This window comes from Streptomyces sp. NPDC051020, from assembly GCF_040683105.1.
GTDB lineage: Bacteria > Actinomycetota > Actinomycetes > Streptomycetales > Streptomycetaceae > Streptomyces.
Genome location: NZ_JBFBCG010000012.1, coordinates 52,463 through 79,186 on the forward strand (window position 1 = coordinate 52,463; position 26,724 = coordinate 79,186).

Annotated in this window: 26 protein-coding genes; 10 read left to right on the forward strand and 16 right to left on the reverse strand. The window is 69.8% G+C overall.

Annotated elements, in window-relative coordinates:
- Nucleotides 1–83: 83 nt before the first annotated feature.
- Entirely contained in the window at nt 84–710 is a 627-nt protein-coding gene (locus AB0N06_RS09300; RefSeq protein ID WP_366134076.1) for a YigZ family protein, read from the reverse strand.
- Nucleotides 711–769: 59 nt separating this feature from the next.
- Here AB0N06_RS09300 and AB0N06_RS09305 point away from each other — a divergent pair, with 59 nt between their 5' ends.
- From AB0N06_RS09305 to AB0N06_RS09315, 3 genes are all read left to right on the forward strand, one after another.
- Complete coding sequence (locus AB0N06_RS09305; protein ID WP_366134077.1) at nt 770–1,192, forward strand: CoA-binding protein; 423 nt, start codon at nt 770–772, stop codon at nt 1,190–1,192.
- A 79-nt stretch (nt 1,193–1,271) separates the two neighbouring features.
- Nucleotides 1,272–2,096 carry an AAC(3) family N-acetyltransferase gene (locus AB0N06_RS09310; RefSeq protein ID WP_366134149.1) on the forward strand — a complete coding sequence of 275 codons (825 nt, stop codon included), beginning with the start codon at nt 1,272–1,274 and terminating at the stop codon, nt 2,094–2,096.
- Between the two features lie 108 nt (nt 2,097–2,204).
- Nucleotides 2,205–3,068, forward strand: a complete 864-nt coding sequence (locus AB0N06_RS09315; RefSeq protein WP_366134078.1) for an alpha/beta hydrolase — start codon at nt 2,205–2,207, stop codon at nt 3,066–3,068.
- Nucleotides 3,069–3,159: 91 nt separating this feature from the next.
- Here the strand turns inward: AB0N06_RS09315 and fxsT are convergent, their stop codons facing one another.
- The 6 genes from fxsT to AB0N06_RS09345 all read right to left on the reverse strand — a co-directional run bounded on the left by fxsT (nt 3,160) and on the right by AB0N06_RS09345 (nt 12,426).
- Nucleotides 3,160–7,119 carry an FxSxx-COOH system tetratricopeptide repeat protein gene (fxsT, locus tag AB0N06_RS09320; protein ID WP_366134080.1) on the reverse strand — a complete coding sequence of 1,320 codons (3,960 nt, stop codon included), beginning with the start codon at nt 7,117–7,119 and terminating at the stop codon, nt 3,160–3,162.
- Nucleotides 7,103–8,476 (reverse strand): TIR-like protein FxsC, encoded by a 1,374-nt coding sequence (locus tag AB0N06_RS09325; protein WP_366134081.1) that lies wholly within the window; start codon nt 8,474–8,476, stop codon nt 7,103–7,105. The genes fxsT and AB0N06_RS09325 overlap by 17 nt, the downstream gene beginning before the upstream one ends.
- A gap of 155 nt (nt 8,477–8,631) precedes the next feature.
- Complete coding sequence (locus AB0N06_RS09330; RefSeq protein ID WP_366134082.1) at nt 8,632–11,061, reverse strand: FxsB family cyclophane-forming radical SAM/SPASM peptide maturase; 2,430 nt, start codon at nt 11,059–11,061, stop codon at nt 8,632–8,634.
- Nucleotides 11,062–11,082: 21 nt separating this feature from the next.
- Nucleotides 11,083–11,277: a hypothetical protein gene (locus tag AB0N06_RS09335; protein WP_366134083.1), complete on the reverse strand. Its 195-nt coding sequence runs from the start codon at nt 11,275–11,277 to the stop codon at nt 11,083–11,085.
- Between the two features lie 341 nt (nt 11,278–11,618).
- Entirely contained in the window at nt 11,619–11,750 is a 132-nt protein-coding gene (locus AB0N06_RS09340) for a hypothetical protein (protein ID WP_366134154.1), read from the reverse strand.
- Nucleotides 11,751–11,853: 103 nt separating this feature from the next.
- Nucleotides 11,854–12,426 carry an XRE family transcriptional regulator gene (locus AB0N06_RS09345; protein ID WP_366134084.1) on the reverse strand — a complete coding sequence of 191 codons (573 nt, stop codon included), beginning with the start codon at nt 12,424–12,426 and terminating at the stop codon, nt 11,854–11,856.
- Nucleotides 12,427–12,518: 92 nt separating this feature from the next.
- Here AB0N06_RS09345 and AB0N06_RS09350 point away from each other — a divergent pair, with 92 nt between their 5' ends.
- Nucleotides 12,519–13,385 carry a DMT family transporter gene (locus AB0N06_RS09350; RefSeq protein WP_366134085.1) on the forward strand — a complete coding sequence of 289 codons (867 nt, stop codon included), beginning with the start codon at nt 12,519–12,521 and terminating at the stop codon, nt 13,383–13,385.
- A gap of 81 nt (nt 13,386–13,466) precedes the next feature.
- Here the strand turns inward: AB0N06_RS09350 and AB0N06_RS09355 are convergent, their stop codons facing one another.
- Nucleotides 13,467–14,204 (reverse strand): acyltransferase, encoded by a 738-nt coding sequence (locus AB0N06_RS09355; RefSeq protein WP_366134086.1) that lies wholly within the window; start codon nt 14,202–14,204, stop codon nt 13,467–13,469.
- A gap of 144 nt (nt 14,205–14,348) precedes the next feature.
- Between AB0N06_RS09355 and AB0N06_RS09360 the strand changes: the two genes are divergently transcribed.
- Nucleotides 14,349–14,879, forward strand: coding sequence for a gamma carbonic anhydrase family protein (locus tag AB0N06_RS09360; RefSeq protein WP_366134087.1), 531 nt, complete (start codon nt 14,349–14,351; stop codon nt 14,877–14,879).
- Between the two features lie 43 nt (nt 14,880–14,922).
- On the opposite strand, the gene AB0N06_RS09365 is transcribed toward AB0N06_RS09360, so the two are convergent.
- Together AB0N06_RS09365 and AB0N06_RS09370 are read right to left on the reverse strand one after the other, a co-directional pair.
- Nucleotides 14,923–15,582 (reverse strand): DedA family protein, encoded by a 660-nt coding sequence (locus AB0N06_RS09365; RefSeq protein WP_366134088.1) that lies wholly within the window; start codon nt 15,580–15,582, stop codon nt 14,923–14,925.
- Between the two features lie 155 nt (nt 15,583–15,737).
- On the reverse strand, nt 15,738–16,175 hold the full coding sequence (locus tag AB0N06_RS09370; protein ID WP_366134150.1) for a DUF4442 domain-containing protein: 438 nt from the start codon (nt 16,173–16,175) through the stop codon (nt 15,738–15,740).
- 166 nt (nt 16,176–16,341) lie between these two features.
- Between AB0N06_RS09370 and AB0N06_RS09375 the strand changes: the two genes are divergently transcribed.
- Together AB0N06_RS09375 and AB0N06_RS09380 are read left to right on the forward strand one after the other, a co-directional pair.
- A complete protein-coding gene (locus tag AB0N06_RS09375; RefSeq protein ID WP_366134089.1) occupies nt 16,342–17,373 on the forward strand; it encodes a hypothetical protein in 1,032 nt (343 codons plus the stop codon).
- A gap of 68 nt (nt 17,374–17,441) precedes the next feature.
- Complete coding sequence (locus tag AB0N06_RS09380) at nt 17,442–18,746, forward strand: MFS transporter (RefSeq protein ID WP_366134090.1); 1,305 nt, start codon at nt 17,442–17,444, stop codon at nt 18,744–18,746.
- On the opposite strand, the gene AB0N06_RS09385 is transcribed toward AB0N06_RS09380, so the two are convergent.
- The 5 genes from AB0N06_RS09385 to AB0N06_RS09405 form a co-directional block, all read right to left on the reverse strand.
- On the reverse strand, nt 18,708–19,553 hold the full coding sequence (locus tag AB0N06_RS09385) for a fused MFS/spermidine synthase (protein ID WP_366134091.1): 846 nt from the start codon (nt 19,551–19,553) through the stop codon (nt 18,708–18,710). The genes AB0N06_RS09380 and AB0N06_RS09385 overlap by 39 nt on opposite strands.
- 22 nt (nt 19,554–19,575) lie before the next feature.
- Complete coding sequence (locus AB0N06_RS09390) at nt 19,576–20,421, reverse strand: patatin-like phospholipase family protein (protein WP_366134092.1); 846 nt, start codon at nt 20,419–20,421, stop codon at nt 19,576–19,578.
- 68 nt (nt 20,422–20,489) lie between these two features.
- The gene (tuf, locus tag AB0N06_RS09395) at nt 20,490–21,659 is read right to left on the reverse strand and encodes an elongation factor Tu (RefSeq protein ID WP_366134093.1); all 1,170 of its coding nucleotides are present in this window, start codon (nt 21,657–21,659) and stop codon (nt 20,490–20,492) included.
- Nucleotides 21,660–21,752: 93 nt separating this feature from the next.
- Nucleotides 21,753–21,920 (reverse strand): hypothetical protein, encoded by a 168-nt coding sequence (locus tag AB0N06_RS09400; RefSeq protein WP_366134094.1) that lies wholly within the window; start codon nt 21,918–21,920, stop codon nt 21,753–21,755.
- Nucleotides 21,921–22,003: 83 nt separating this feature from the next.
- Nucleotides 22,004–22,720, reverse strand: coding sequence for a DNA alkylation repair protein (locus AB0N06_RS09405; protein ID WP_366134095.1), 717 nt, complete (start codon nt 22,718–22,720; stop codon nt 22,004–22,006).
- A gap of 49 nt (nt 22,721–22,769) precedes the next feature.
- Here AB0N06_RS09405 and AB0N06_RS09410 point away from each other — a divergent pair, with 49 nt between their 5' ends.
- The 3 genes from AB0N06_RS09410 to AB0N06_RS09420 all read left to right on the forward strand — a co-directional run bounded on the left by AB0N06_RS09410 (nt 22,770) and on the right by AB0N06_RS09420 (nt 25,505).
- Nucleotides 22,770–23,483, forward strand: coding sequence for a TVP38/TMEM64 family protein (locus AB0N06_RS09410; protein WP_366134096.1), 714 nt, complete (start codon nt 22,770–22,772; stop codon nt 23,481–23,483).
- A 234-nt stretch (nt 23,484–23,717) separates the two neighbouring features.
- Complete coding sequence (locus AB0N06_RS09415) at nt 23,718–24,590, forward strand: undecaprenyl-diphosphate phosphatase (RefSeq protein ID WP_366134097.1); 873 nt, start codon at nt 23,718–23,720, stop codon at nt 24,588–24,590.
- Nucleotides 24,591–25,196: 606 nt separating this feature from the next.
- A complete protein-coding gene (locus AB0N06_RS09420; RefSeq protein ID WP_366134098.1) occupies nt 25,197–25,505 on the forward strand; it encodes a thioredoxin family protein in 309 nt (102 codons plus the stop codon).
- A gap of 333 nt (nt 25,506–25,838) precedes the next feature.
- On the opposite strand, the gene AB0N06_RS09425 is transcribed toward AB0N06_RS09420, so the two are convergent.
- Nucleotides 25,839–26,675, reverse strand: a complete 837-nt coding sequence (locus AB0N06_RS09425; RefSeq protein ID WP_366134099.1) for an SDR family NAD(P)-dependent oxidoreductase — start codon at nt 26,673–26,675, stop codon at nt 25,839–25,841.
- Nucleotides 26,676–26,724: the final 49 nt, after the last annotated feature.

Genomic DNA, 26,724 nt, shown 5'->3' on the forward strand with positions numbered 1-26,724 from the left:
CGCCACGAACGGCCTCCGACGTGTTCAGCGAAGAAGATCGATCCGCGTTCCGATGCCGAGCCGTCCCACCCCGCCGCGCGCGTTCAGGTGTCGCCGTACGCCTCGCCGCCCAGCTCCAGCAGCGCCTCACCCGCCGTCGTATCGGCCAGCCAGCGCCGGAAGTCCTCGACATCCGCGTCCGGCAGCCCGACCTCGATGATCACCGCTTCCTGGTACCGGACTTCCCGGACGGCCCGTCCCGTGGCGCGCAGATCGTTCTGGAGCCTGCCTGCCCGCTGGTGGCCGACAGTGACCGTGGCGAGCCGGAACCGCTGCCGGGTGATCGTGCCGAGCTCGTCGAGCGCCTCGCCGACCGCTCCTCCGTACGCCCGGATGAGCCCTCCGGCGCCCAGCTTCACCCCGCCGTAGTAGCGGGTGACGACGGCGGCGACGTACCGCATCTCCCGGCGCATCAGCATCTGCAGCATGGGCACGCCCGCGGTGCCGCCGGGCTCCCCGTCGTCACTGGCCTTCTGTACGGAGGCGTCGGCGCCGATCACGTACGCGAAGCAGTTGTGGGTGGCGGTCGGGTGTTCCCTGCGGATGCGTGCGACGAAATCCTGCGCCTCCTGCTCGGTGGCGGCGGGGGCGAGCGCGCAGATGAAGCGCGATCGGTTGATCTCGGTCTCGTGCACGCCCGCTCGGGCGACTGTCCGGTACTGCTCCTGCATCCGTCCACCCTATGCGCAGCAGCGGGAATGGCCCACGGCCCCGGTCCGTTGTCCGGATCATGTACGCAGACGCAGCAGAGGCCGCAGAGACGATCCGCAGGATTCTCCTGGACACAGGCGACACCTGGGCCGTGGTCGGACTGTCCGACAACGAGTCGCGCGCGGCCTACCGCGTTGCCGCGGTCCTCCAGCAATTCGGCAAGCGCGTGGTCCCGGTGCACCCCAAGGCGGAACGGGTGCACGGCGAGAAGGGATACGCGTCGCTGTCCGACATCCCGTTCCCGGTCGATGTCGTGGATGTCTTCGTCAACGGCGGACTGGCGGGCGCCGTCGCGGACGAGGCCGTCAGGATCGGCGCGAAAGCGGTCTGGTTCCAGCTCGGCGTGATCGACGACGCTGCGTACGAACGCACCCGGGAGGCCGGACTCGACATGGTGATGGACCACTGCCCGGCGATTGAAATACCCCTTCTGGACCGATAAGCGGCATACCACCCCTCGGCCGAATGTGCGGGGTATCACACATAACACTCCGCTGGGAGAATGCCCCCTTGTGACTGTCATCAGTGCGCCGAGTGCCGTGAACGTCGCCCACCGCCGAAGCCGGCTGGCCGGTCAGCTGTCCCGGCTCGGCGTGGAGCGGAGCAGCGTCCTCCTGGTGCATGCGTCGATGCGGGCGGTGGGAGCGGTCAGCGGCGGGGCAGGTGCCGTGATCGGTGCGCTGCGGGACGCGCTCGGCGAGGACGGCACCCTGATCGTCCCGTCGTTCACACCGGAGAACTCCGACACCTCCCCCCAGTACCGCAACCGGGTCCGCGGCCTCACCGACCACGCCCGGGAGGCGGTCCGCGCGAGCATGCCGCCGTTCGACCCCGCCACCACGGCCGCACCGTCGATGGGCCGTCTCGCGGAGACCGTGCGGCTGGCCCCGGGGGCGGCACGCAGCAGCCACCCCCAGACCTCGTTCGCCGCCCTAGGTCCCCTCGCCGGCAAGCTGGTCGCGCACCACCGCCCCGACTGTCACCTCGGGGAGGACTCGCCGCTGGGCTGCCTCTACGACGTACGGGCTCAGGTGCTGCTGCTGGGCACCGGTTTCGACTCCTGCACCGCGTTCCACCTCGGCGAGTACCGCGCCCCCGCCCCGCCGCGCCGCACCTACCGCTGCGTGGTGACCACCCGGGGCAGGCGCCACTGGTGGGAGTACGAGGACGTGGCACTGGACGACAGCGACTTCGCCGCGCTCGGGGCGGAGTTCGCCCGCACTGACAACGGCGCAGCGGTACGCACCGGCCCGGTGGGCTCGGCAACCGCCCACCTCTTCGGCTTCACCGACGCGGTCGACTTCGCGACCCGCCGGCTTCCATCACTGCGGAAGGAGCGGGTGTAGCGGCGCGTCGGCACGGCCGCCACTGGGCAGAAGGCCTGTGCGTGTATATACCAAGACGTCTGCCTGCGCTCACACTTACCGTGTATCGGCCTTACGGGGAGGCACCGGATGGAGCAGCTGATCCACACGGAGGACGGTCGCGCTTTGGCCGTGGAGCACTACGGCAATCCGCACGGCAAGCCGGTCTTCCTGCTCCACGGCACGCCGGGCAGCAGACTCGGTCCGGCCCCACGCAGCTCCGTCCTGTACCGGCTGGGCATCCATCTCATCACGTACGACCGTCCCGGGTACGGTGCCTCACACCGATTACCTCGCCGGTCGGTGGCCCATGTCGCCGCGGACGTCACCGCAATCGCGGACGCCCTCGGCATCGGCCGGTTCGCGGTGGTCGGCCGGTCCGGTGGGGCACCGCACGCGCTCGCCTGTGCCGCGCTGCTGCCGGAGCGCACGGGGCGCACCGCCGCGCTGGTGGGGCTGGCGCCGCGTGACGCCCAGGGCCTCGACTGGTTCGACGGAATGACCGAATCGAACGTGCGTGAATACATCAATGCCGCAGCGGGCCACCACCAGCTGACGGCCGCCCTGGAGCGCCGGTCCGCGTCGATCCGGGCGGACCCGATGGGTTCGGTCGCCGACATGCACCGTGGGCTGCCCGATTCGGACCGCGGGATCGTGTCGGACACCGGGATCAGGGCCATGCTGGTCCGTAACTTCGCCGAGGGTCTGCGCAACTCCGCCGACGGCTGGGTCGACGATGTCATGTCGTTCAGTAAGGACTGGGAGTTCCGTCCTGAGGACATCACTTCACCCGTGCTGCTCTGGCACGGCGAGGACGATGTCTTCGCCCCGGTGCAGCACACCCGGTGGCTCGCGGAGCGTATCCCGGGCGCGGAGCTGGTGGTGGAGCGCGGTGCGGCGCACTTCGGCTCGTTGCGCGTGCTGACGCGCGTGCTCAGCTGGGCCACCGGGTGACCGCGGCCGCCGCGCCGGCTCCCAGGACGACCCGGTCCGTACCGCACGCACAGACCGGCCGTCCTCGCGGATCCCGCCCCCTGCCCCGCGCTCACACAGGCTGCGGCTCCAGATCCCGGTTGATGCGCCGCCAGGTGCGGGCCGCCACCGCGATGGGATGGTCCACACCCAGGTGTTCGACGGCCAGGGACACAACTTCGGCGCGCAGCTGCTCGGCTTCGCTCTCCCTGTCCAGCGCGCGCAGGGTGTTCGCCAGGTTGGAGCGGCAGGCCAGCACGTCCGGGTGGTTCGGTCCGTATCGGCCCAACAGCCCTTCGAGGGCCGCTCGTTCCCACCTCTCGGCCGGTTCGGGCCGGTTCAGGTCGCCATAGGCGTTGGCCAGGTTGATCGCGGCGCAGAGGGTGAAGGGATGCTGCGCGCCCAGGCTCTCCTCCAGAGCAGCCCGGACCTCCTCGCCCCATTTCGCCGCCTTCCCGGCCGCGCCCATGCCGCGCAGGTAGATGGCGACGTTGTTGCGGCAGGCCAGGGTGAACGGGTGCTCGTCCCCGAGCGTGTTGCGGTAACCCTCGAGCGCCTGGTTGGCAAGATCGAGCGCCGCCTGCCTGTCACCGAGGGCGGAGAAGTCGGCCGCGAGATTCAGCCCGCAGGCCAGAGCGTCCGGAACCTTCGTTCCGTACCGCTCGCGGTAGCGGTTGTACGTCTCCTCCGTCAGCCGCTTCGCCTCGTGCGGCTGTCCGGCCTTGCGGAGCGACACGGCCAGGCTCTTCGCGGTACGCAGCGCCTCCGGCACATCCGCGTTGAGGACCCGCTCGAATGCGGCTTTGACCTCGCGCAGGATCTGTACCGAGGACACGTACTCCCCGGTCTCCCGCAGATCCCGGCCCAGGTGTCCCTTGGTGGTCAGCGTGTACGGATGGTCCACTCCGAGCAGCGTGCTGCGGCGCTCCACCGTGAGTTCGTCGAGCCTGCGCGCGGCTTCGCTGTCGCCGGTCAGGCGGTAGTCGATGGCCAGGTTGTGGGCGGCGACGAGGGTGCGCGGGTGAATGTCCCCGAACGTCTCGCCCATGACGTGATGGATCTTCCGGTCCCGGGCCAGCGCCTCGTCGAACCGGCCGAGTGCCCGGAGGTCGGCGGCCAGGCTGCCGGTGGTGATCAGCAGGCTGGGGTGGTCCTCGCGCAGCAGCCGGGTCTGCCGGGCGAGGGTGTCCTCGTCCATCGTCCGCGCTTCCTGGTAACGGCCCTGGGCACGGAGGGCGTTGGCCAGTTCGAAGCGGAGATTCAGGGTCTGCAGGTCGTCCTCGCCCAGCTCCTGGGTCCAGGCAGTGTTGAGCTGGGTGCCCAGCACCCGGGCGCTCTCCAGATCCCCTCGCTTGAGGAGGTACCGGATCCGGTCGACCATGAGCTGCCGGGCCTCCGCCTCGTCGCAGTCGGCGATCCCCGACGGGCCGAGGTGCGGCCAGATCAGCTCGAAGGCCGGCCAGCTCTGCGGATCGTTGACCGGGTTGTCCTGGTCCGCTCCCTGGGCGGGGCGGGCCTCCGCCAGGATGCGGTGCACCTCGTGCACCGCCGTTTTGCGCTCCTCGGCGCTCAGCCCGGCCCGGACGGCGGCCTGTACGAGGCGGTGGATCTGAATACTGCTGTCCGCCGGGTCGACCTTGGCCAGGGCGAAGCGGTTGAGTGCCTGGATGACCCTGCCGAGCATGTACCGCTCCCGGAGATCGGGGTCGTACGGCAGCAAGGACCGGAACATCGAGTCGCTGCCGATGAGCGTCATCGAGATCGGCTCGGCGGAGAAGAACGAGCACAGTTCCAGCAGGCGGGCCGCCGCTCTGGACTCCTCGCGCAGCCGGGCGATCGAGATGTTCCAGGTCGCTCCGATCTTCTGCGCGTAGTCCTCGGGCCTGCCGAGCGAGAGCACTTTGGTGCTCTGCTCCTTGAGCTGTTCGACGTAGGCGTCGACCGGGGTCGCTGTCTCGGCGAGCCAGGCTGCCGCCACCTCCACCGCCAGGGGCAGGTCGCCGACTGCTTCGGCCACCCGGTCCGCGTCGCGCGGGGGCAGCTTTCGGACCCTTCGACAGAGGTGTTCCACGGACTCGGCGCGGGTGAAGACCTCGACCTCCACCGCCTCCACCCGGCTGGATATCGGCTTGTTGCGGCAGGTGGCGAGAATATGACCGTAGAGACCCGAGGAGAGCGGACCGGTCTCGTCCGGAAAGAGTGCGAGTGCCTGGTCGAGGTCCTCGACATTGTCCAAGACCAGCAGCCAGCGGGCGTACGGCACTCCACTGCGCAGAGCGTTCAGCGCCGCCCTGGCCGCTTCGGCGACCACTTCACCGGCCCGCAGGCCCATCCGCTCGGCCAGTTCCGCCAGTGACGACACCACCCGGTCGGGCTGCTCGGCCTCGACCCACCACACCAGGTCGTAGTCGGCCCGGAACCGGTGCGCGTACTCCCGCGCAACCTGCGTCTTGCCGACGCCGCCGAGCCCGTACAGGACCTGCGGAAGGTGCTGGTTCGAGTGGCGGCTGCCGCGTAATTGGTCGCGCAGCCGTTCCAGGACCGAGCCGCGTCCGGTGAACCAGGCGTGCCGGGGCCGCACGTTCCACACCCCGGGGACGGCTCCGGGAAACCGGGGCCCGCCGGGCGCGACCGGAGGCCCGTCGGCGGATTCGGTCCGGTCCAGGGCGGTGAGCACCGCGGTGGCCGCTTCGCGTTCGTCCAGCCGGGCCACATCGACGATGCCCCGGCTGTTGAGCGGAAGCGTCAGCCGTACGTCACTGATCCGGACCGGGACGAGCTGGCGTCGGCTGTCCGAGGGGTCGAAGCCCAGGACCGACTCCCACAGGCTCCGGGCAAGACTCGAACTCTGGTACGCCTGCGAGACGACCGGGACGATGCGGTAGGCGCCGGACGACGCCCACTCCGCTTCGGTCCACGCCGTATGGGGGGTACGGACATCGACGGGCATGACATTGAACCCTGCGCGAAGCAGGACGGCTTCCAGCCAGTCCGCCCACATCTGGTCCTCCGCCGCATAGGTGAGGACGATGTTCGACGGCGGCACCGGCCTGCGACGGGTGTAGGCGGACACATAGGCCAGCCGTTCCGCCTCGTCGATGGGCGGCAATGTGTTCACCCGCCCCTCGGTGAGCACCGAGGTGAGCCGCTCGCAGGCCGTGAGCATGGAGCTGGTGATGTTGGGGGCGTCCCCGAAGGTGGCCAGGATCTCCTCGTACGCGTAGAAGGGCCGGTAGGGGATCTCCACCGTTCCCCAGTAGTTGGCGAGTTCCTCTTTGCCGAGTCCGCTGGGGAAGCCGGGAAAGCTGTCCTTCGCAAGTGCCCGTCCGGCGTCGGCCTTCTCCTTCTCCCCGTCGTCGATCCGCATCGGCACGGGAAGGATGCGGATGTGCTTGTCGTGGAATCGTTCCTCGATGTCGCGGGCCACGGCGGACGCACCCTCGATGCTCTGGTCACTCAGGGTGAAACAGACCACGAGTACCTGAGGCATCTGAACGGTGCAGATGTCGGCGATATCACTGAGGCCGGTCCGACTGTCGATCAAGGTGAAGTCGTAGTGCTTCTGCATGTCGGCGCGCATGGCATCGAAGAACTGGCCGCCGCCGTAACGCTCGTAGAAATCGTCCCAGTCCATCCTGCCGACGGTCGACGAATAGTCCCGGTTGCGACGGCCCGCAGAGAGGAAGTCGAGGCTTCCACCGTGCTGGAATGCCCAGTTGAGCGAGGTCGCATGCGGTCTGACCCGGGCATATTCACGGTGCCAGTCCGGATCACGCGGTGCGGGCCTGCGGGCCTCTTCCTGGTATTCGGTGATCAGATTGATCAGTCCGGGTGTGGCGGCCAGATCGGAAAGATCGAGAAAGGGGTGGAAGAACCGGTGCAGCCCGGGCGCTTCGAGGTCCCAGTCGACGGCCAGGACTCGATAGCCGTTCGCCGCGAGGATCCAGGCGGTATTGGCGAGTGCCATGGTGCGGCCGGTACCGCCCTTGTACGAGTAGAAGGTGACGACGGTCCCGTCACGGTTCTCGGTCATTCGATGGATCCTCCCCCTCGGAGGCTTCGCCGTCGTCGGCGCCGCCCTTGTCGTGGACCTTGCCGTGAACAGGTGGAACGAAATCGCTCGTTGAGCCATAACCGACGCCGTCCAACAGGAGTCTGGGGATCCTTCCGCTCCCACCCGCCGGAGGGAAGGTCTCCGCGTGGGCCGCGTAGTGCCGTTCGGCGGCCCTCACCGCGCCGGGCAGTTCCTGGCTGAACGCCTCAAGCGTGGGAACACCTCCGCCGTGGGACCGGTGACCGCTCTCCTCTTCGGAACGCGGTTCGAGCGCCTCTTCGGTCACGGCACGCAGTTCGGACTCGCGACGGCCGGAGTCGGGATCGTCACGGTTCCAGGGCACCATGACGCTGATCCAGGGCCGTGCCACTTCGCCCAACCGCCGCACCAGCTCCCTGCGGTGGGGCGCGTCGAGGGCCCAGCGGTCCAGGAGGAGCAGCCCGGGGGCCATCGGGCGGTCACTTCCCAGCAGCCGTTCCGCCTCGGTCTCGAAGTCCCCCACCCTTACCTGGTAGTCGAGATTGCGGACGAGGTCGACGGCGTGGTCGGCCAGCGGCCTGGACAACTTGGGGTGGTAGGGGTTCCAGTCGCGCTGGGCCGGTCCGTAGCAGTCGGGGGCGCGGTCCGCCGGCAGATCGGAATGGGAGCAGGCAAGGACCGAGATCTCCATCTGCCGCGCCCGCCCCGGTGGCCCGAATGCACTGGGCACGGAGGCGTAGTCCTGGTGGGGATCACCCTCGGGCATCCGGATCTGTTCCGCCACCTTGACTATGCGTTTGGCCAGGAGATAGACGGCGCGTTCGTACTGGTCGCGCAGATAGCGCAGCTTGATCAGTCCGTAGAACCCCTCGTCGGCGTAATCGTCGCCGAAGGTCGCATGGTTGAACTGGAGCCGCTCGGCAGGTTGCGGCAGTTGGCGCGGCGGTACGGGGACCCAGAGCGCCGGTACGATTCCGGACATCTGACTGCCATTGCTCCGCGCCGCCTGGTTATGGACCGCGCGGCTGGAGAATGCGTACCACTCACGTCCGCACTGTTCGCTCAGGAAATAGCGCGGCGAGTAGAGCGGCACGAAGACCCTGCAGTACGCAAGGGATTCGGAGAGCCGCTCCTGCCATCCTTCGCCCGGCTGCATCTGTTGATCCAGAAAGCCGGCGGGCACCCCGGCGGGCAGCGATGTCAGTTGAAGAACATGGGCGCACAGGTCCCGGTAGAACCGCTCGACCCACAGATTCGGGTCCTTGTCCTTTGGATCGTTCCTGGGCGTATGGGCGTAACTGAGAAAGAAGTACGGTCTTGGCTCAGCTCCCCGCACCCCTGCTGTCTCAAGATCCAACGTCTCCCCCGGTCCACGTGTGGGACCTCAGTCTAGGAAGTAGAGAATCATCGACGGAACAGCACTAACGCGCCTAATTGTTGATCCAGACAGGCGAATGTCGCTGTCGATCAATCAATTACCGCCATATCTGTCATTTTTGAACCTGGGTGCGGTCAGGGGTGCGTGGCATGTGCCGGATTGCGCGCCTCCCAGTCGGCGCGGTGTCGTGCGGCGGAGCGTCTGGCCTCCGCCGACGCGGCGGGTGAGACGTCCTCCGCCGACCATTTCTCGACCGTGCGGGCCATCCCGGCGACGAAGCGGTCGCCGAGCGGCGTCAGGAGGCCGGATCCGGCAAGCACCTCCACGGCGCCGACGGTCTGCTCCCGCCACCGGGCGAACCGAGCCTCGGCCGCGCGCGCCGCCTGTCCCTGCGTGGTCAGTCTCCTTACGCGCCAGAAGTCCGTCACCGCGATATGCGCGTACGCCCCCTGGAGCAGACCGTCCAGCGGTCGAGGATCGTCGCGCCAGGGGGCGTAGAACAACCGACGGTCGCCGACGGGCTCATGCAGGTCGAAGCTGTCCAGGACCGCTCCCAGCTTGACGTGCTGGAACTCGTGGACGATCAGCAGGGCCAGCAGATCGGGCGTCTCGGGCCGCGCCGCCGCAACCGCCCCGAACGCCTCCTTGGAGGCGGCACTGACATCGCTGCCGTCCGGCGCGTGCAGAGGGGTAAGGACCCGGAGTCCTGCTGCCACGCCCGGCGCGTAACCAGGCAGTTCACGCTGGATCAGTGACCAGGCCTCGGACAGGTCCTCCGCCCACGCCTTCGCCTCGCCCACAAAGAGCCGATCGGACACCGGCCACTGGTGGCTGTCGCGCAAGGGATCCGTGTCCTCCAGAGCGACGGACCAGCCGGGCCGTTCCACGATCCGGACGGGCTGCCAGTGCGGGGGGATGCCGTCCAGACCTTCGTCCCAGCCGACGCGCATCTCGCGGCCGATCGCCCGGACCGTGAAGCCCTGCGGGTCCGCCGTCACCTCGGCGACGGATGCCTCGTCGGGGAGAATCACCGAACCGAGGCTCGGAAGCCGAAGCAGCCCGCCCCGCACGGGCACCGCGACCGTGTCCCCCTGGCGCGCCCGCATCGCACCGACAGCTGCGATCTCCGCGAGGCCGGACGCGATGGTCTGCGGAGCTCGGCCCTCCAGAATGCGCAGGGCCCAGGGCCGCGTGTACGGGTGAGCCACCGCCGCGTCCAGCGCCTCGGGTGCTCTGACGTCCAGGTCGACCATCAGCTGCCATGCTGTCGTGGCTGTCCGGTCGGTCCGCGGGGCGCGCTCACTCACGGCGGCCAGCAGGTCCCAGTTGAGCTCCAGCTGGGCGGCGGCCAGCCGGCTCACCGTCTCCGCGCTACCGAAACCAGTGGCCAGATCGTCCAGTTGGACGACGTCGAGGGGCTCGGCACGACCGGCCGACGGAGTGAGCGCCGAGGTCTCCCGGTCGCGGATATTCATGATCAGTTCCATCAGATCGGGACAGAACACGGACGGGTTGTCGAAGCCTCTGCCGGTCCGGTAGCGGTGGGCATAGAGGCCGCCGCCACAGGAGTTGACGACCGGACAGGCGCGGCACTCCTTGCTCAGCTGCTGGAGGCCTTGTTGCCGAGCAAGCATGCCGGGGTGACGGAGCACGTCGTCGAGCGTGTTGGCGACGACATCCATGCCTGTGGCGGGCGCGGCGTCATAGGCCGTCTTCAGGCTGTCCGCCTGCTCGAACGTGCCGTCGGTCTCGATGACGACGAGATCAGCCGGTGCCAGGCCGAGGGATTCGGTAAGGCTGCTCTCGCCGCGCAGGGTACGCAGAACGGAGTCGAAGATCCGTACAGGGACCGGCCGGCCCGCTGCGTCCCAGCGCCGGTAGACGGTGACCAGCCAGTCCGCGTAGGGCGTTGCCGAGTCCCCGGGGCGGAGCGGCGGCACGTCCCACGTCGCGTGCGGCAGAAGGAAGTCGATGCGTGGTGGGTCGAGGGCGACCAGTGCGTCGTAGACGGCGATCGGGTCATTGCGCACATCGATGGTGCAGAGCAGACCGGCGAAAAGCCGCCGGTAGGCGGGACGGTTGAGCAGTTCGACGGCACGCAACACCTGGGGATGGCTGCTGCGACCGTCGGCGTAGCGGCGGTGACGGTCGTTGGAGGCCTTGTCGCCGTCCAGCGAGACGCCGACCTTGATGCCGAGCTCGGCGAACAGCTCGCAGAAGTTCTCGTCGAGCAGCACACCGTTGGTGTGGATGCGCAGATCGAGTGCGCTGACGCCGTCCAGTGCGCGGGACAGCTCGTCGGCCGCGCGGCGCAGTCGGTCCGGGCCGGCCAGCAGCGGCTCCCCGCCGTGCAGCACCACGTGGACGGCCGGCAGTCGGTGGGTCCGGGCGTGCTCGGCGATCCGGTCCGCCACCCTGACCAGGGTGTCCTCGGACACCACCTTGGGCCGGCCGCGCCAACTCGTGTCCGCATGTTCGTACACATAGCAGTGGTCGCACGCGAGATCACAGCGGCTGTGCATCTTCAGTACGAATTGGCTCAGTGAGGGCGACGGCCGGTCCATGGCGGAATTCTGTCCGGCTACTCAGACCGACGACTGAAAGGCTGCGATCACCAGCGGGCTCGCCCCGGCGTCGGTCGACAGCAGCCGACTGAGCGATGCGGGCAGGGCCCCGCCGCTCTGGACGGCCGCCCGCTTGGCGAGCGGCACCCGAGGCGCGGCCGGAAGCCGCGGGGTGAGTCCCGGCCTGACGGCCGCCGAGACGAGTTTAGTGTTCATCTAAACCTCTCATGTCGATGGAGACCCATCGGTGACACGCATGTCACCGATGGGTGCAGATCTCCATTCCCCATTGCCGGGGTAAATATGATTAAAGGCGGGCAAATGGCGCATCGATAGGCGTGCACGCATGTCTCCGGCCACTGAAACTTCCCGTTGGACTCCCGGGTTTCGGCCGAGAACACATCGCACCCTTTCGAGCTAGCGGTCAGCCACCGTTCGGCCCACAGGGACCCGGACCCGGACACGGCACACGACTCGGCCAAGCCTCCCGCAGAGCGCGGGCCGGGTCAGCCGGTTCAACCAAAAACGTTGAACCAAATCACCGAAGGCCTTCGGGCTCAGCCCACCGGGACGCCGAGCCCCTCGACAAGCACCGCGTTCGGCAGCGACGCCAGGGCCTTGCCCGGGACGATCAGCTTGCCCCGGCGGCTCCCGCTGCCGATCAGGACCCACTCCCGATCGACCACCAACGCCGCAAGGTGGGCGCCCCAGCCCCGTGACGCCGCCCCCCGAATTGTCGGCCGGTCTCAACAAGGCCTGTGCGGGGCCCGGTTGGCCGTCTCGTCGGCGAACTCAGCGTGCCGGAGGGATGGAGACCGCCATGGTGAGCTCGGTGGGCTCGGCGCCGTCGTTGCGGTAGGCGTGCGGGTGGTGTGCCTCGAAGGTGGCGGAGGTGCCTGCGGGTACGGAGTGCGCCTCGCCGTCGACGACCAGGGTGAGTACGCCCGTGGTGACGTGCAGGAGTTCGACGGCACCTTCGGGATGCGGGTCGGAGGTGCTGCCCTCGCCGGGCATCAGGCGCCAGGACCAGAGTTCGAGGGGACCCCTGGCCTCCGTACCGACGAGGAGGGTCGTGGAGCTGCCCGCCTCGGTGGACCACATGCGCACCGCCTGACTCTCGGGCACCAGCCGCACAGGGGAACCCTGTTCGTAGTCGAGCAGGGTGGTGATGCTGACACCCAGCGCGTCGGCGAGCTTGACGGTGGTGCCGACACTCGGGTTGGTGCGCGCCTGCTCGATCTGGATGATCATGCCTCGGCTGACGCCCGCGCGGGCGGCGAGGGCATCCAGGGTGAAGCCGCGTTCGCCGCGCCAGCGCTTGAGGTTGCGCGCGAGCGACTGCGTGAGCTGGTCGAGGTCAGACACATTCCGTCCAATATTCTGGATGACAGAGTCAAAAATACTGCACTACGGTGTGGTGCACCCACTCGTTCATCGCACTGTACTGCGAGGTATCCATGACAGCACTGTTCGCCCTGGCCACCAGCCTGCTGTGGGGGCTGGCCGACTTCGGCGGCGGGCTGCTCACGCGACGTGTACCCGCGCTCACGGTGGTCGTCGTCTCGCAGACCGTGGCGGCCCTCGTGCTGGGCGTCGTCGTGGTCGCGACCGGCGGCTGGAGCGAGGCAGGACCGCAACTCTGGTTCGCCGTCGCGGCGGGCGCGGTCGGGCCGGTCGCGATGCTGAGCTTCTACAAGGCGCTGGCGCTCGGTCCGATGGGGGTCGTCTCCCCGCTCGGATCGCTGGGCGTCGCCGTGCCGGTGAGTGTCGGACTGATCGTCGGCGAGCGTCCCGGTCTGCTGCAGTTCGCGGGCGTTGCCGTGGCGGTCGTGGGCATTGTGCTGGCGGGCGGGCCGGAGCTGCGCGGGGCACCGGTCCGGCGTCGGGCGGTGATGCTGACCCTGGTAGCGGCGTTCGGCTTCGGGACGGTGATGTCGCTGATCGCGGAGGCTTCCGCGACGGTCTCCGGGCTGTTCCTGGCACTCTTCGTGCAGCGCCTCACCAATATCGCGGTCGGCGGTACGGCCCTGTACGTATCGGTGCGCCGCGGAGGGCGTGCGCTGCCCGAGGTGGGAGGGGCGGCCGTAATCCGGGCCTCGCTGCCCGCCCTGGCGTTCGTCGGCCTCGCCGACGTCGCGGCCAACGGCACGTACTCGATCGCCGCGCAGCACGGCCCGGTCACCGTGGCCGCGGTACTCGCCTCGCTCTATCCCGTGGTCACAGCCCTGGCCGCGCGCGGGGTGCTGGGTGAGCGGCTGCGCACAGTGCAGGCGGCGGGGGCCGGTCTGGCTCTGATGGGAACGGTGCTGCTCGCCACCGGATAGGCGGCGGACTCCTGCCAGGGGTGTCCGGCGGGTCTGGCCGGACCCGGCTCCCGATCCAGCCTGATCCAGACGAAACACGCCCTAGCTGTCTTCCAGTTCCGCGACGGCCAGCAGCTGCTCGGGCGTCACGCCCGCCGGGATCGGCACCGGGGCGGGTGTGCGCAGGGGCGGCTGCCAGCCCTTCTCCGGGTCCCAGCTCCGTACGACGCGTGCGGGCGCACCGGCTACGACCGCATGGTCGGGCACCTCGCCACGGACCACCGCACCCGCCGCGACCACCACGTTGCGCCCGAGCCTGGCTCCCGGCAGAACCACCGCACCCGTGCCTATCCAGCAGCCGGGTCCGATGGTGACCGGCTCCATACGCGGCCACTGCCGGCCGACCGGCTCGTGCGGATCGTCGTAGCTGTGGTTCGTCGACGTGATGTAGACGTACGGTCCGCAGTACGTGTTCGACCCGATGGCCACCGTGGTGTCGGCGACGACGTGGCTGCCCCGGCCGAGCACCACGCCGTCCCCCAGGGTCAGGATGGGTTCCGAGCCGAGGTCCAGGTCCGGCATGAGTCCGGCGGTCAGGGTGACCTGTTCGCCGATGATGCAGTGGTCGCCGAGCTCGATCCACGGCTCTCCGAAGACCGTGCCTTGGGGGAAGGCCAGCCGGGTCCCTTCGCCGATACGGCCGAACCGCAGCCCGCCCGGGTGTTCCGCGGTGATCGCGCCGGCCTCCTGTACCGCACGCCAGCCACGGTGGACGGCTCGGGACAGGAGGCGCCGTCGCCAGGCGGTGAGGGAGGAGAACGTGTTGCTGTTCTTGGGCACTCGCTCACCGTAGTCGGCGCACCTGGGCCGGTCACCGTGGCCCCTTGTGATGTTCACCCCACTCACCGGCGGCCGCCCGGCTGTCACATACGGTTCCCCTGGCGCGAACGGACAACCATGGTCGCAGACACGGAGGAACGGGCGATGGCAGAGCAGGCGTTGATCACGGGCATCGGCGGCCACGAGCCGGACATCGACGCGGACGCGTTCACCGCGCCGACGTCGGTCGTGATCGGCGAGGTGACCCTGGCAGCGGGCTCCAGCGTCTGGTACCAGGCGGTGCTGCGGGCCGACTGCGCTCCCATCACCATCGGTGCCGGCAGCAACATCCAGGACAACTGCAGCGTCCATACCGACCCCGGGTTCCCCGTCACGGTCGGCGAGCGCGTCTCGGTCGGACACAACGCCGTACTGCACGGCTGCACCGTCGAGGACGATGTTCTCGTGGGCATGGGGGCCACGGTCCTCAACGGCGCGCACATCGGCGCCGGTTCGCTGATCGCGGCCCAGGCACTGGTCCCGCAGGGGATGAGGGTGCCGCCGGGCTCGCTCGTCGCGGGCGTGCCCGCCAAGGTCAAGCGCGAGCTGACCGAGGAGGAGCTCGAGGGCATCACGTTCAATGCCGTCGGGTACGTGGAGCTGGCCAAGGCGCACCGCCAGGCGCACGAGGGCTGAGTGACGGACGAGCGGTCGGCCCGGTGAGCCGGGCCGCCGGGGCTCAGTCCGCTGCCGGTACCGTCCCCGGCTCGGCCGCGATACGTTCGGCGGACTGGGCCGCCGCCTTCTTGGCCCGGTTCCGGAGGACCAGCATCGAGGTCAGCCCGACCAGTACGGCGACCACCAGGCCGAGCCAGGAGAAGCGCTTGAGCCAGGCCTCGGCGACGACTCCGACCGAGTAGACGACCGCCGTGGTCCCGCCCGCCCAGACGATGCCGCCGAGCACATTGGCGATCAGGAACTTCCAGTACGGCATGCGCAGGACGCCGGCCAGCGGTCCGGCGAAGATACGCAGCAGCGCGACGAAGCGGCCGAAGAACACCGCCCACATGCCCCACTTCTGGAACGACCGCTCCGCCGTGGCGATCTGGTCCACGCCGAAGTGCTTGGGGAACTTCCCGCCGAGCCGGGCGAGGAGCGGCCGGCCGCCCTTGTGGCCGATGGCGTATCCGATCGAGTCCCCGATGACCGCCCCGGCGGTCGCACAGGCACCGAGGATCACCGGGTTGATGCCGCTGTGTCCGGCGGCCAGCAGCGCCGCGCTCACCAGGACGATCTCGCCCGGCAGCGGAATGCCCAGGCTCTCCAGACCGATGACGACGCCCACCAGGACGTACACGCTGACCGCGGGGACTGTCTCCAGCCACTCCTGGATGTGCAACGCCGGTTCCTCCCGTGCTGATGTGCCGTCGCCCGCCGGGCAACTCCTCGGCGCACGGCGGGCAGCCTACCTGTCGTGCCGTCTGCCCGGACAGTGCGATGGGCCGCCCCGCACCCCCGATGGGGTGGGACGGCCCAGCTGGGGAGGCAGGCCGCTCAGGCGTTCGGGCGGAGCGTCCACACGACGGTCATCTCACCGGTGACCGCGCCGTCCGCACGCCGGATCTCGATGGCGACAGGAAATTCGGGCCGCTTGCCCGCGTCGAGTTCGGCGACGACGTCCGCCACCGGCCGGCCGAGGGTCGCGGTGGCGGTGACGACGCCCATCGCGAGCTTCTTGTAGCCGATCTCCGCCTTCACGGCGAGCGGTACGGCGCGGGACATCTGGTCCCCGAAGGCGGCGATGACGATCGCGCCGCTGGCCGACTCCGCAAGCGTGAACATCGCACCGGCGTGCGGTCCGCCGACGTGGTTGTGGTAGTCGGCCTGATCCGGCATCCGGACAACCGCGCGCTCCGAAGTCGTCTCGATGAACTCGAGGTTGAGGGTCCTGGCCATCGGAACCGTCGCGAGGAGCATGTCTCCGACTGTCATCTGTTCAGTACTCATGAGCCAAAGGTTACTTACGAGTAGGACTGTTTGGCCATCCCCGGATCACGCCCGCACGCCCCCCTCGGCATCCGTGTGGCCACCGCCTTGACCGTCCCTTCACGGGGGCGGGCGTAGTCGACCGGCCACCGTCCCTCTATGGTTACTCGCCATGTGGCCAGGACAGCAGCCGCCCGGGGGCGAGCAAAACCCGCAGAACCAGAATCAGAACCCTTACCAGCAGCCGGGATACCAGCAGCCGAACCCCTATCAGCAGCCGGGATATCAGCAGCACGGCCAGCCGGGGCAGCATCCGGGATACCAGCAGCCGAACCCGTACCAGCAGCCCACCGTGCCGCAGTACGCGGTCTCGGGCCCGCCCGGTGCACCGCAGCCCGGGGGCGACAACAAGAAGAAGACAACCGTCGTCGCGATCGTCGCAGCCACCGCTGTGGTCGTGGCCGCCGCGGTCACCGGCGTCGTGGTGATGAACAAGGACGGCAGCGACGTCGCCGACGACGGGCCGTCGTCGTCCCCCGCGAAGCCGTCCGCCGACACGTCCTCCGCAGCGCCGAACCCTCGGGGCACCGATGGGGACGCCAAGCCTCTCGTCGCCGGCTGGAAGGTCGTCACCAACCCCAAGTGGGGCACCCAGTTCGACGTACCCGGTGACTGGGAGGTCGGGGCGCCCGGGACGTTCTCGTACTTCGAGGACGACAAGAAGGGCGACGGCTCGCCGCTCATCGGCTTCTCCGCGCCGACGTACTTCCAGAGAAAGTGGTGCGTCGACGACGAGGACAAGGACGGCAACAAGGAGGAGTACAGCCTGGCCAGTGCGGGCACCCGCGGCGCCGAGGGCGCCACGGACGCCGACGCCAACGCCCACAGCGAGGCCGGGACATGGGCATGGGCCGCCTACGCGCAGCACATGCCGCAGAAGACGATCAAGATCAGCAAGGCGAAGAAGTACACCACCCGGTCGGGCCTGACCGGGAGCCTCGTGACGGCCACCGCCCCCAATGTCACGAAGAAGAAGAAGTGCGACTCCGACGGCAAGACCTTCGCCTTCACCTTCAAGAACAAGAACGGTGACTTCTCCTCCTGGGTCCTCTACGGAGCCGACTCCGTCAAGGACGAGCTCCCGGACGCCACGATCATGAAGATCCTCAGCACGGTGCGGCTGACCGAGGTCACCGCCTCCTGACCTGACGTGCTCCCCCTGCTCCGGCAAACCACTTGGCAGGGCGGGGGCCCGGCAGCGATAGTTCCCCGGTGACTCCTGCCGGCATCCCCCGTCCCCACATCCGCCGTCCCGCCTGGGCCGGCCGCAACTACAGTCTGCTGACCGCCGCCGCGATCATCACCGGCCTGGGTACCCACGGTGCGTTGATCGCGGCGGCGTTCGCCGTTCTGCAGTCCGGTGGCGACGGCGGCGACGTCGGCCTGGTGGCAGCCGCCCGTACCGCGCCGCTGGTGCTGTTCCTGCTCATCGGCGGCGCCATCGCGGACCGGGTGCCGCGCCACCGGGTGATGGTGGCGGCGAACGCGCTCAACTGTGTCTCGCAGGCCGCGTTCGCCTGGCTGGTCCTGGCCGGCGACCCGAAGCTGTGGCAGATGATGTTGCTCACCGCGTTGTGCGGTACCGGGCAGGCGTTCTTCAACCCGGCGGCCGAGGGCATGCTGATGTCCAGCGTCAGTGGCGAACAGGCCGGCCGCGCCTTCGCACTCTTCCGGATGTCGATGCACGGGGCCGCCATCGGTGGTGCCGCGCTCGGCGGTGCCATGATCGCGGCGATGAATCCGGGCTGGGTGCTGGCCGTCGACGCGGCGGCCTTCGCGGTGGCCGGTGCGCTGCGCGCCTTCCTGGATGTCGCCCACATCCCGGCGCGGGAGCCGGGCGGCGGACTCCTCTCCGATCTGCGCGAGGGCTGGCAGGAGTTCATCGGCCGCCCCTGGCTGTGGTCGATCGTGGCGCAGTTCTCGGTGGTGGTCGCCGTGGTCGGTGCCGCCGAGTCGGTGTACGGGCCGCTGGTCGCCCGGGACGAGCTCGGCGGCGCCCGCCCCTGGGGATTCGCGCTCGCCGCGTTCGGGGTCGGCACGCTGTGCGGGGCGCTGCTGATGATGCGCTGGAAACCCCGGCGGCTCCTGCTCGCCGGGACGCTCTGCGTCTTCCCGCTGGCCCTGCCGTCGGCGGCGCTGGCGGTGCCGCTGCCGGTGGCCGGACTCAGTGCGGTGATGTTCGTCAGCGGCGTGACCATCGAGGTGTTCGGCGTCTCCTGGATGACGGCCCTGCATCAGGAGATCCCGGAGGAGAAGTTGTCGCGGGTATCGGCGTACGACTGGTTCGGATCGGTGGCGATGCTGCCGCTGGCCACCGCGGTAGCCGGTCCGGTGGAGAACCTGGTCGGGCGCGGTCAGGCGTTGTGGGGCTGCGCGGCGCTGGTCGTGCTCTGCACGGCGGCTGTGCTGTTCGTACCCGACGTACGCAACCTGACCCGCCGGACGGCAACCATCGAGGTTGCTTCGGGGAAGACGCTGTCAGCCGATACCGAAGGAGCCGCCGGGCGGCTCGGGTGAGGCGACCGCGTCGGCGTCCCCGACCGGCCGTGCCGCGCCGATGAGCCGGGCCAGACCGGCGCCGTGCTCGACCCGGGCGGGGAAGACGTCTGCGGCGCAGCGGCGGGCCAGGGCCGCGGTGTCGAGGGGGCTGCGGGAGGCGACCAGGACGTGGTTACCGAAGCGCCGGCCGCGCAGTACCGCCGGTTCGGCGATCAGCGCGAGCTCGTCGAAGACGGCGGCGAAATTGGCCAGTTGCGAGCGGAGGAATGCGAAGGGCGCGCCGTCGGCGAGGTTGGCGGCATAGATGCCGTCGTCCCGCAGAGCCCGCCCGGCCGCCTGCGCGTACTCCACGGAGGTGAGGTGCGCGGGCACGCGCGATCCGCCGAACACGTCCGCGATCAGGACGTCGACGGTGCCGGGCGGCGTCTGTTCCAGCAGTCCGCGGGCGTCGGTGCCGTGCACGGTGATGCCGCTGCCGTCGGGGAGCGGCAGCTGCTCGGCGACCAGGGCGAGCAGACCCAGGTCTGCCTCAGCGACGACCTGCCGGGAACCCGGCCGGGTCGCGGTGACATAGCGGGGCAGGGTGAGGGCGCCGCCGCCGAGGTGGAGTACGTCGAGAGGCGCGTCCGGTTCCGCGGCACAGTCCAGGACATGGGCGAGCCGTCGGGCGTACTCGAACTCCAGGTGGACCGGATCGTCGAGGTCGACGTACGACTGGGGTGCGCCGTCGACCGTGAGCAGCCAGGCCCGGTCCCGGTCCACGTCGGGAAGGAGTCTGGCGGTGCCCTGGTCCACGTCTCGGATCACGGGTATCGGCTCGTTCACTCCCCCATTGTGGGGTGCCGGTTCAGCTGCCGACGACCGCGGCGACCGCTTCGGTGTGCGCCGCGGACTGCGCGAGTCCGGCGCGGGCGGCGTCCGCCCGGCGGCTCGGGTCGAGCGGATTGCGGCCGAACGCCTTCTTGGCGGCCGCGTCCGGCGTGATGACCGCGACCCGGGCACCCTTCGCTTCGAGGTCGGTGGCCTGGGACCGGGGAGAGATGATCACCTTGTTGCCACTGGCCGTCGGTGCGATGACGACGACGCGCTCATATCCTGCGGCCAGATGAACGTTGGCCGGGGAGTGCACCCCGCCGTCGATCCAGTCCTGCCCGTCGATGGTGGCGACCGGCCAGACGGCGGGGACGGCGCAGCTGGCGGTAACGGCGTCGGCCAGCGGGACACCGCTGTCCTTGTCGAAAATGTGGAGTTCACCCGTGTCCGCGCGGACGGCGGTGATCCGCAGCTGCCGCTCGGGCCAGTCGGGCGACAGGAGCCGGCTCGCGATCAGCTCCTGCCGTTCGGCTGCGGTGATGGCGGTCCGGGTCTCCCGCGCCATCCGGGCCAGCTTCTGCCCGTACGCCTCCGGGGTACGCGAGGTCAGCACCGCCCGGGCGTAGCGCATGAGGGCGGCAGTGCCGAGCTTCCCGCCGGTCTCGCCCTGCGGATCGGCCAGCTGACGTGCGTACAGTTCCGGGAGGCCGAGCAGGCCGGAGGCGAGCTGGGCGCCGACGAGGGCCCCGGCAGAGCTTCCGATGATGAGATCCGCGGTGGACAGGTCCATGCCCGCCTCGGCGAGCCCGTGCAGGATTCCGGTCTCCCAGGCGCCGCCGGTGCCGCCGCCTGCTCCGAGTACCAGTGCAATGTCTGCCATACCGTCAGTCTCGCGCATGGCGCCGGGCCCGCGTCCCGTGGGGTTGGGATGCGGACCCGGCGCCCGGATCAGAGCAGGCCGGTGACGGTGCCCGCGCCGACCGTGCGGCCGCCCTCGCGGATCGCGAAGCCGAGCCCGGACTCCAGCGGGGTGTCGCGGCCCAGTTCGACGGTCATGGTGACCGTGTCGCCGGGGCGCGCCACCGCCGCTTCGCCGAGGTCGACGTCCCCGACGACGTCCGCCGTACGGATGTAGAACTGCGGCCGGTAGCCGGTGGTGACCGGTGTGGTCCGGCCGCCTTCCCGCGCCGACAGGACGTACACCTGCGCGGTGAAACGACGGCTCGGCGTCACGCTGCCGGGCGCCGCCACCACGTGGCCGCGGCGGACCCGGTCGCGCTCCACCCCGCGTACGAGCAGCGCCACGTTGTCACCGGCCTGCGCGGACTCCATCGGCTTGCCGAAGGTCTCCAGGCCGGTCACGACCGTCTCGATGTCCGCGCCGAGCACGGAGACCCGGTCGCCGACGCGTACGGTGCCGCGCTCGACGGCTCCGGTGACGACCGTGCCCCGGCCGGTGATGGTCAGGACGTTCTCCACCGGCAGCAGGAACGGCGCGTCGGTGTAGCGCACCGGCATCGGTACGTAGGTGTCGACGGCGTCCAGCAATGCCTCGACGGACGCGGTCCAGCGCGGGTCGCCGGCCAGCGCCTTCAGTCCCGAGACGCGGACGACGGGGACGGTGTCGCCGCCGTAGCCGTGCGCGGAGAGCAGCTCCCGGACCTCCAGCTCGACCAGGTCGGTCAGCTCCGGGTCACCCGCGTCGGCCTTGTTGAGGGCGACGACGATGTGGTCGACGCCGACCTGGCGGGCGAGCAGGACGTGCTCGGCGGTCTGCGGCATGATCCCGTCGAGCGCGGACACGACGAGAATCGCCCCGTCGAGCTGCGCGGCGCCGGTGACCATGTTCTTGACATAGTCGGCGTGACCGGGCATGTCGACGTGCGCGTAGTGCCGGGTGTCGGTCTCGTACTCGACGTGCGCGATGTTGATGGTGATGCCGCGCTGTGCCTCCTCCGGCGCCCGGTCGATGCGGTCGAACGGGACGAACGTGCCGGTGCCGCGGTCACTGAGGACCTTGGTGATGGCGGCTGTCAGGGTGGTCTTGCCGTGGTCGACGTGGCCCATGGTGCCGATGTTGAGGTGCGGCTTGGTGCGCACGTATGCCGTCTTGGGCATGGCTCATTCCTTGGAAACTCGAAGCTGAGAGAGAAGACCCCAGGGCCCCGCCGACCCTCCCCTTACGGGGTCCGCCGGACTGTCGGAGGAGGGTCAGCTTCGGGCGCCGCCGATGGGCGCTGCGGCAGCGGTGAACGCTGCTGCGTCGACTGCGGCTGCTGCCGCGGTGATTGCCGTGGCAGCGAGGAAGGAAGGGATGACGGCAGCCTTCGGCGCGTCCGCGACTGCGGACCGCGCTGCGAGGAAGGCGTACCGGAACATGGGTCCGATCATGGCCGACGGCCGCGGCCCCGTCGAATGGTTTTCCGCCGGGCCCTGAAAGGAAGTTCGGCGCCCACCACGCCTCAGAGGTGCTTCACGGCCTCGCGTACGGACAGCGGCGAGAGCCGGTCCCGGGCGCCGTCGACGAAATCCCGTACAGCCCACGGATCCGTCTTGGCGTACTCGCGCAGACACCAGCCGATCGCCTTGCGGATGAAGAAGTCGGGATGATCCGCCCGGCGCAGGCAGTAGCCGAAGAGCCGTTCGGTGTCGGTGGCGTCCCGGTAGCGCAGCTGGTGCAACAGGGCGGTGCGGGCGATCCACAGGTTGTCGTCCTCGATCCACTCGTCCATCACCGTCTTCAGCTCCGGGTCGGCGGCGACGAGCGGTCCTGCGACATGCGCGGAGAGCACATCGACGGTGTCCCACCAGGGGACGGTGGAGACGAGGTGCCGTACGACGGGCAGGAACCGGGAGGAGCAACGGGGCACGTGGCGGCGCAGATAGTCGGCGGCGAAGTACTGGTACTCCCGCTCGGGCAGCTGCCAGCAGCGCAGGGCGACGGCCGCGCAGTCCACCTCGTCGGGACGCCCGGTGCCGTCCAGGACCGTGCGTGACAGGGCCCGGCGCTGCGGGGTGGGGATGCCGAGGAACGGGGCGACGTGCTTCATGTACGCGGCGGCGGAGGCGGCCCGCCCACGATCGGCGGCCGTGGGATAGAGGAGCGTCAGACGCGCCAGCACGGTATCGGCGAGCTCGCTCGGCGGCACGCCGGGAGCGGCTTCGGCTGCGGGGCTCATACGGTGCACATTACGGCGATCACCAGCAGATGTCGGTTACTCTCCCCGAATGCTCGACCCCGTCCCCGCCGCCCGGCCCGCCACCGGCCTCGCCGCGCGCTGCACGAGGGCGCTGCTCTCGCCCTGGTCCCGGTTCTCGCTGCTCATGGCCATGCTGCTGGCCGCTGCGGCGACCACGCTGCTCCTCGATCCACAGCGCCTCCTGGCCCATGGCTGGCCGTCGCAGCTGAGCGGTGGCGGCGCAGCAGTCCTGCTGTTCGGCCTCGCGTACGGCCTGTCCACTGTGGCATTCGTGCCTCGACCGCTGCTCAACCTCGCCGCGGGTGCGCTGTTCGGGTCGCAGGCCGGTCTGGCAGCCGCCCTGGCGGGCACGGTGCTCGGCGCGGGCATCTCGTTCGGGCTGGGCAGGGTGCTGGGGCAGGACGCTCTCCGTACGCTGGTGCGCGGGCGCTGGCTGACGGCTGCGGACGGGCAGCTGAGCCGGCACGGCTTCCGTTCGATGCTGGCGCTGCGGCTCTTCCCGGGGGTTCCGTTCGCCGCCGCCAACTACTGCGCCGCGGTCTCACGGATGGGGTATTCGCCGTTCCTGGTGGCCACCGGGCTCGGCTCGATCCCGAACACCGCCGCCTACGTCGTCGCGGGCAGCGAGGCCTCGTCCCCGACATCGCCCGCGTTCCTGGCGGCGATGGGCTTCATCGTGCTGACGGGCGTCGGCGCGGCTGTCGTCGCCTGGCGCAAGCGGCACCGCCTCGCCGCGGACTGAGCCCGTGAGCCGGTCTGCGGTCCAGTTCCCCCCTGACATCACCGGGGGTTCGCGGTGGGTGCGGGGGCAGTCGTACCCCTGTTCACCCAAGGGCGATACGCTGCCCGCGCACCACAGACGATCACGGACGGGCCCGACGTGGCCCGTCCCTCATATGACCGCAATCCGCACGCTGTCGACGGCCCTGGAGGCCGTCGACCGATGCACGATCACTTCCGGGATGGCCAAAGCCCCATGAGCTGGTTCGAATCGTTCGTCCTGGGCCTCGTTCAGGGACTGACCGAGTTCCTGCCGATCTCCTCCAGCGCGCATCTGCGGCTCACCGCAGCGTTCGCCGGCTGGCAAGACCCGGGGGCGGCATTCACCGCCATCACCCAGATCGGCACGGAGGCCGCAGTCCTCATCTACTTCCGGAAGGACATCGTCCGGATCGTCTCGGCCTGGTTCCGCTCGCTGACCAACCGGTCGATGCGCGGCGACCACGACGCGCAGATGGGCTGGCTCGTCATCGTCGGCTCCATCCCGATCGGCGTCCTCGGCGTGACCCTCAAGGACCAGGTCGAGGGCCCGTTCCGCGACCTGCGACTCATCGCCACCACCCTGATCGTGATGGGCATCGTCCTCGGTATCGCCGACCGCCTCGCCGCCCGCGACGAGATAGGTGGCAAGCACCGGGCGATCAGGGAGCGCAAGTCCCTCAAGGAACTCGGCGTCAAGGACGGCCTGATCTTCGGCTTCTGCCAGGCGATGGCCCTCATCCCCGGCGTCTCCCGCTCGGGCGCCACGATCAGCGGCGGCCTGCTGATGGGCTACACCCGCGAGGCCGCGGCCCGCTACTCGTTCCTGCTCGCGATCCCGGCGGTGCTCGCCTCGGGTGTCTTCGAGCTGAAGGACGCGGGCGAGGGGCATGTGTCGTGGGGGCCGACGATCTTCGCGACGTTCATCGCCTTCGGCGTCGGATACGCGGTCATCGCCTGGTTCATGAAGTTCATCACGACCAAGAGCTTCATGCCGTTCGTCATCTACCGCGTACTGCTGGGCCTGGTGCTGTTCGCCCTGGTGGCGACCGGTGCGCTGAGCCCGCACGCGGGTGAGCCGACGGGCTAGGGCGTCTTTCGAAAGTGGCGTCGTCCGCCCGTAGGGCGGGCCAGGCGTCGCCCGGCAGGCGGGACTTTCGAAACACGTCCTAGGTGCCCCTCCCGGCAAGCTTTGCCCCGTCGGGCAAACATTGCCGGTCACGGCACTAACCGGGCTTCCGGGAGCGGTCTTTCGCTGCGAATCCGCCGGAAGGAGCCCGCGCCCGAGGACTGACGTGCGTCCGCCCCGCTCCCAGGCGCTGTTCCGGGGGCGGGGCGGCTCGGTAGCTGCGCCCAGCCATAGGCGCGAATGTGATGCCTTCACAGTACGGGGCCGGTATGACAACGGGGCTGCGACGGCATGCGCACTCCTGCACAACCAGATGCCCCCGCCGGCTCGAGTTCCCGCCGTCATCGCGACGCCCGACCTCCGGGGACCCGATGGCCTTCGAGATCCGCGCGTCGGGGACCCGATGGCCTTCGAGATCCGCACGTCGGGAAACGTGCCAGGTCGTCGGCATCAACCGCCGTACCGGCACACGCGAGACGCTGGGCCGGGAAGCCCCGGCCCAGCGTCTCGCTCAGGTCCTCAGCGGTGCATGCTGAACACCCCTGGAGCCTGGAGCATCATGAAGAGATGGACATCGAACTGCTGTACTTCGGCGGCTGCCCGAACTGGCACCTCGCCCAGGAGCACCTCGCCCAGGCTCTGGCGATCACCGGGAACCCCGGGCACCATGTCAGCCTGCTCGCCGTGGAAACCGACGAACAGGCCCAGGCCCTACGTTTTCCCGGATCGCCAACCATCCGCGTCAACGGCCGCGATCCCTTCCCGGCCGCAACTGAAACCTACGGGCTGACCTGCCGCGTCTACACCACGCCCCAGGGGCTCGCCGGCGCACCTGCAGTCGATGAACTCGTGCGGGCACTCAACGGCGAACCCTGAGATCGTCGCAGCACTCCCTGTGTTGCGACGATCCCTGGAATCCACTCGCGCCAACGGGTCCCACTGCAGACAACAGACCGTCCGGCCCCGGGGCGCCTGTCGAACCGGATGGATCGACGGCATCGGGGGTCGCCTTGGTAGCGGCCGGCGTGCTGAGCCCGGACGCCGACGGGTCGACGGGCCAGGTCCTGTCGTCCGACTGCCGCACGGCGTCTGGCACGCACACCAGCCGCCGGACGATGGTGGCAGTCAGACGGCAGGACCTGGCGGGATGGGCGGCGGCCCCGCAATGGGCCGTCCCCCGGACATCAGCGAGGTCGACGGATCCCAGGGTCAGCGTTCCTGGGCCGTCGGGCGCATCATGATCTCGTTGACCGCCGCGTGCGGCGGCTGCGTGACCATGAAGGCGATGGCCCGGGCGATGTCCTCGGCGTCCAGCCAGGTGCTCTGCGGCAGACCACGCGCGGCCGCGAACCCGGCGCCAGTCGACATCTCCGTCGTGGTCATCCCCGGCTCGACGAGGCCCACCCGGACACCGCGCCCCGTGGCTTCCTGGCGCAGGGCCTCGCTGAACGCTCCGACCGCGTGTTTCGTCGCCGAATAGACGCTGTTGTTCTTACGGGCCACCCGGCCCGCGACCGAGCTGACGTTCACCAGGTCGGCGACCCGGCGCGGGCCGTCAGTGGCCGCGCGCAGCAGGTGTGGCAGCGCCGCCTGCGACATGTGCAGGACGGCCTTGAGATTGAGGTCGACCATCCGGTCCCATTCCTCAGGGTCGCCTTCCTCCACGGCGCCGGTCGCCACGTATCCGGCGTTGTTCACCAGCACGTCCAGCCGTGCGAACCGGTCCACGGCGTCCTCGACTGCGCGACGGGCCTGTGTCGCCTCGCTGAGGTCGGCGGTGAGAGCGACGCACGTGCCGCCCTGGTCCCGGATCACGGTGGCCAGTTCCTCCAGCCGGTCGGCTCGACGGGCGACCAACGCGAGGGCCGCGCCCTGCCGGGCCAGTGCCAGGGCGGTGGCCGCCCCGATGCCGCTGGAGGCGCCGGTCACCAGCGCCGCGCAACCGGACAGCGCCGCGTCGGCCGGTTCGGCCGCACCGGTGGCTGCCTTTTCGCCGGCCGAAGCCGCGGCCCCGGCATTTCGGGCGTTCGCATCCCTCGTGCTCATGATCGCCTTTCTCGGTTCGCCCCCGTCCGTTGCCTTGTCCGCAGCTTGC

Coding starts and splice junctions, on each gene's coding strand:
- AB0N06_RS09400 (WP_366134094.1), bottom strand. CDS start 21,920: ATGTTCCGGTACGCCTTCCTCGCAGCGCGGTCCGCAGTCGCGGACGCG.
- fxsT (WP_366134080.1), bottom strand. CDS start 7,119: ATGACCGAGAACCGTGACGGGACCGTCGTCACCTTCTACTCGTACAAG.
- AB0N06_RS09350 (WP_366134085.1), top strand. CDS start 12,519: ATGACAGCACTGTTCGCCCTGGCCACCAGCCTGCTGTGGGGGCTGGCC.
- AB0N06_RS09405 (WP_366134095.1), bottom strand. CDS start 22,720: ATGAGCCCCGCAGCCGAAGCCGCTCCCGGCGTGCCGCCGAGCGAGCTC.
- AB0N06_RS09315 (WP_366134078.1), top strand. CDS start 2,205: ATGGAGCAGCTGATCCACACGGAGGACGGTCGCGCTTTGGCCGTGGAG.
- AB0N06_RS09375 (WP_366134089.1), top strand. CDS start 16,342: ATGTGGCCAGGACAGCAGCCGCCCGGGGGCGAGCAAAACCCGCAGAAC.
- AB0N06_RS09390 (WP_366134092.1), bottom strand. CDS start 20,421: ATGGCAGACATTGCACTGGTACTCGGAGCAGGCGGCGGCACCGGCGGC.
- AB0N06_RS09360 (WP_366134087.1), top strand. CDS start 14,349: ATGGCAGAGCAGGCGTTGATCACGGGCATCGGCGGCCACGAGCCGGAC.
- AB0N06_RS09330 (WP_366134082.1), bottom strand. CDS start 11,061: ATGGACCGGCCGTCGCCCTCACTGAGCCAATTCGTACTGAAGATGCAC.
- AB0N06_RS09425 (WP_366134099.1), bottom strand. CDS start 26,675: ATGAGCACGAGGGATGCGAACGCCCGAAATGCCGGGGCCGCGGCTTCG.
- AB0N06_RS09410 (WP_366134096.1), top strand. CDS start 22,770: ATGCTCGACCCCGTCCCCGCCGCCCGGCCCGCCACCGGCCTCGCCGCG.
- AB0N06_RS09370 (WP_366134150.1), bottom strand. CDS start 16,175: ATGACAGTCGGAGACATGCTCCTCGCGACGGTTCCGATGGCCAGGACC.
- AB0N06_RS09305 (WP_366134077.1), top strand. CDS start 770: ATGTACGCAGACGCAGCAGAGGCCGCAGAGACGATCCGCAGGATTCTC.
- tuf (WP_366134093.1), bottom strand. CDS start 21,659: ATGCCCAAGACGGCATACGTGCGCACCAAGCCGCACCTCAACATCGGC.
- AB0N06_RS09420 (WP_366134098.1), top strand. CDS start 25,197: ATGGACATCGAACTGCTGTACTTCGGCGGCTGCCCGAACTGGCACCTC.
- AB0N06_RS09415 (WP_366134097.1), top strand. CDS start 23,718: ATGAGCTGGTTCGAATCGTTCGTCCTGGGCCTCGTTCAGGGACTGACC.
- AB0N06_RS09300 (WP_366134076.1), bottom strand. CDS start 710: ATGCAGGAGCAGTACCGGACAGTCGCCCGAGCGGGCGTGCACGAGACC.
- AB0N06_RS09335 (WP_366134083.1), bottom strand. CDS start 11,277: ATGAACACTAAACTCGTCTCGGCGGCCGTCAGGCCGGGACTCACCCCG.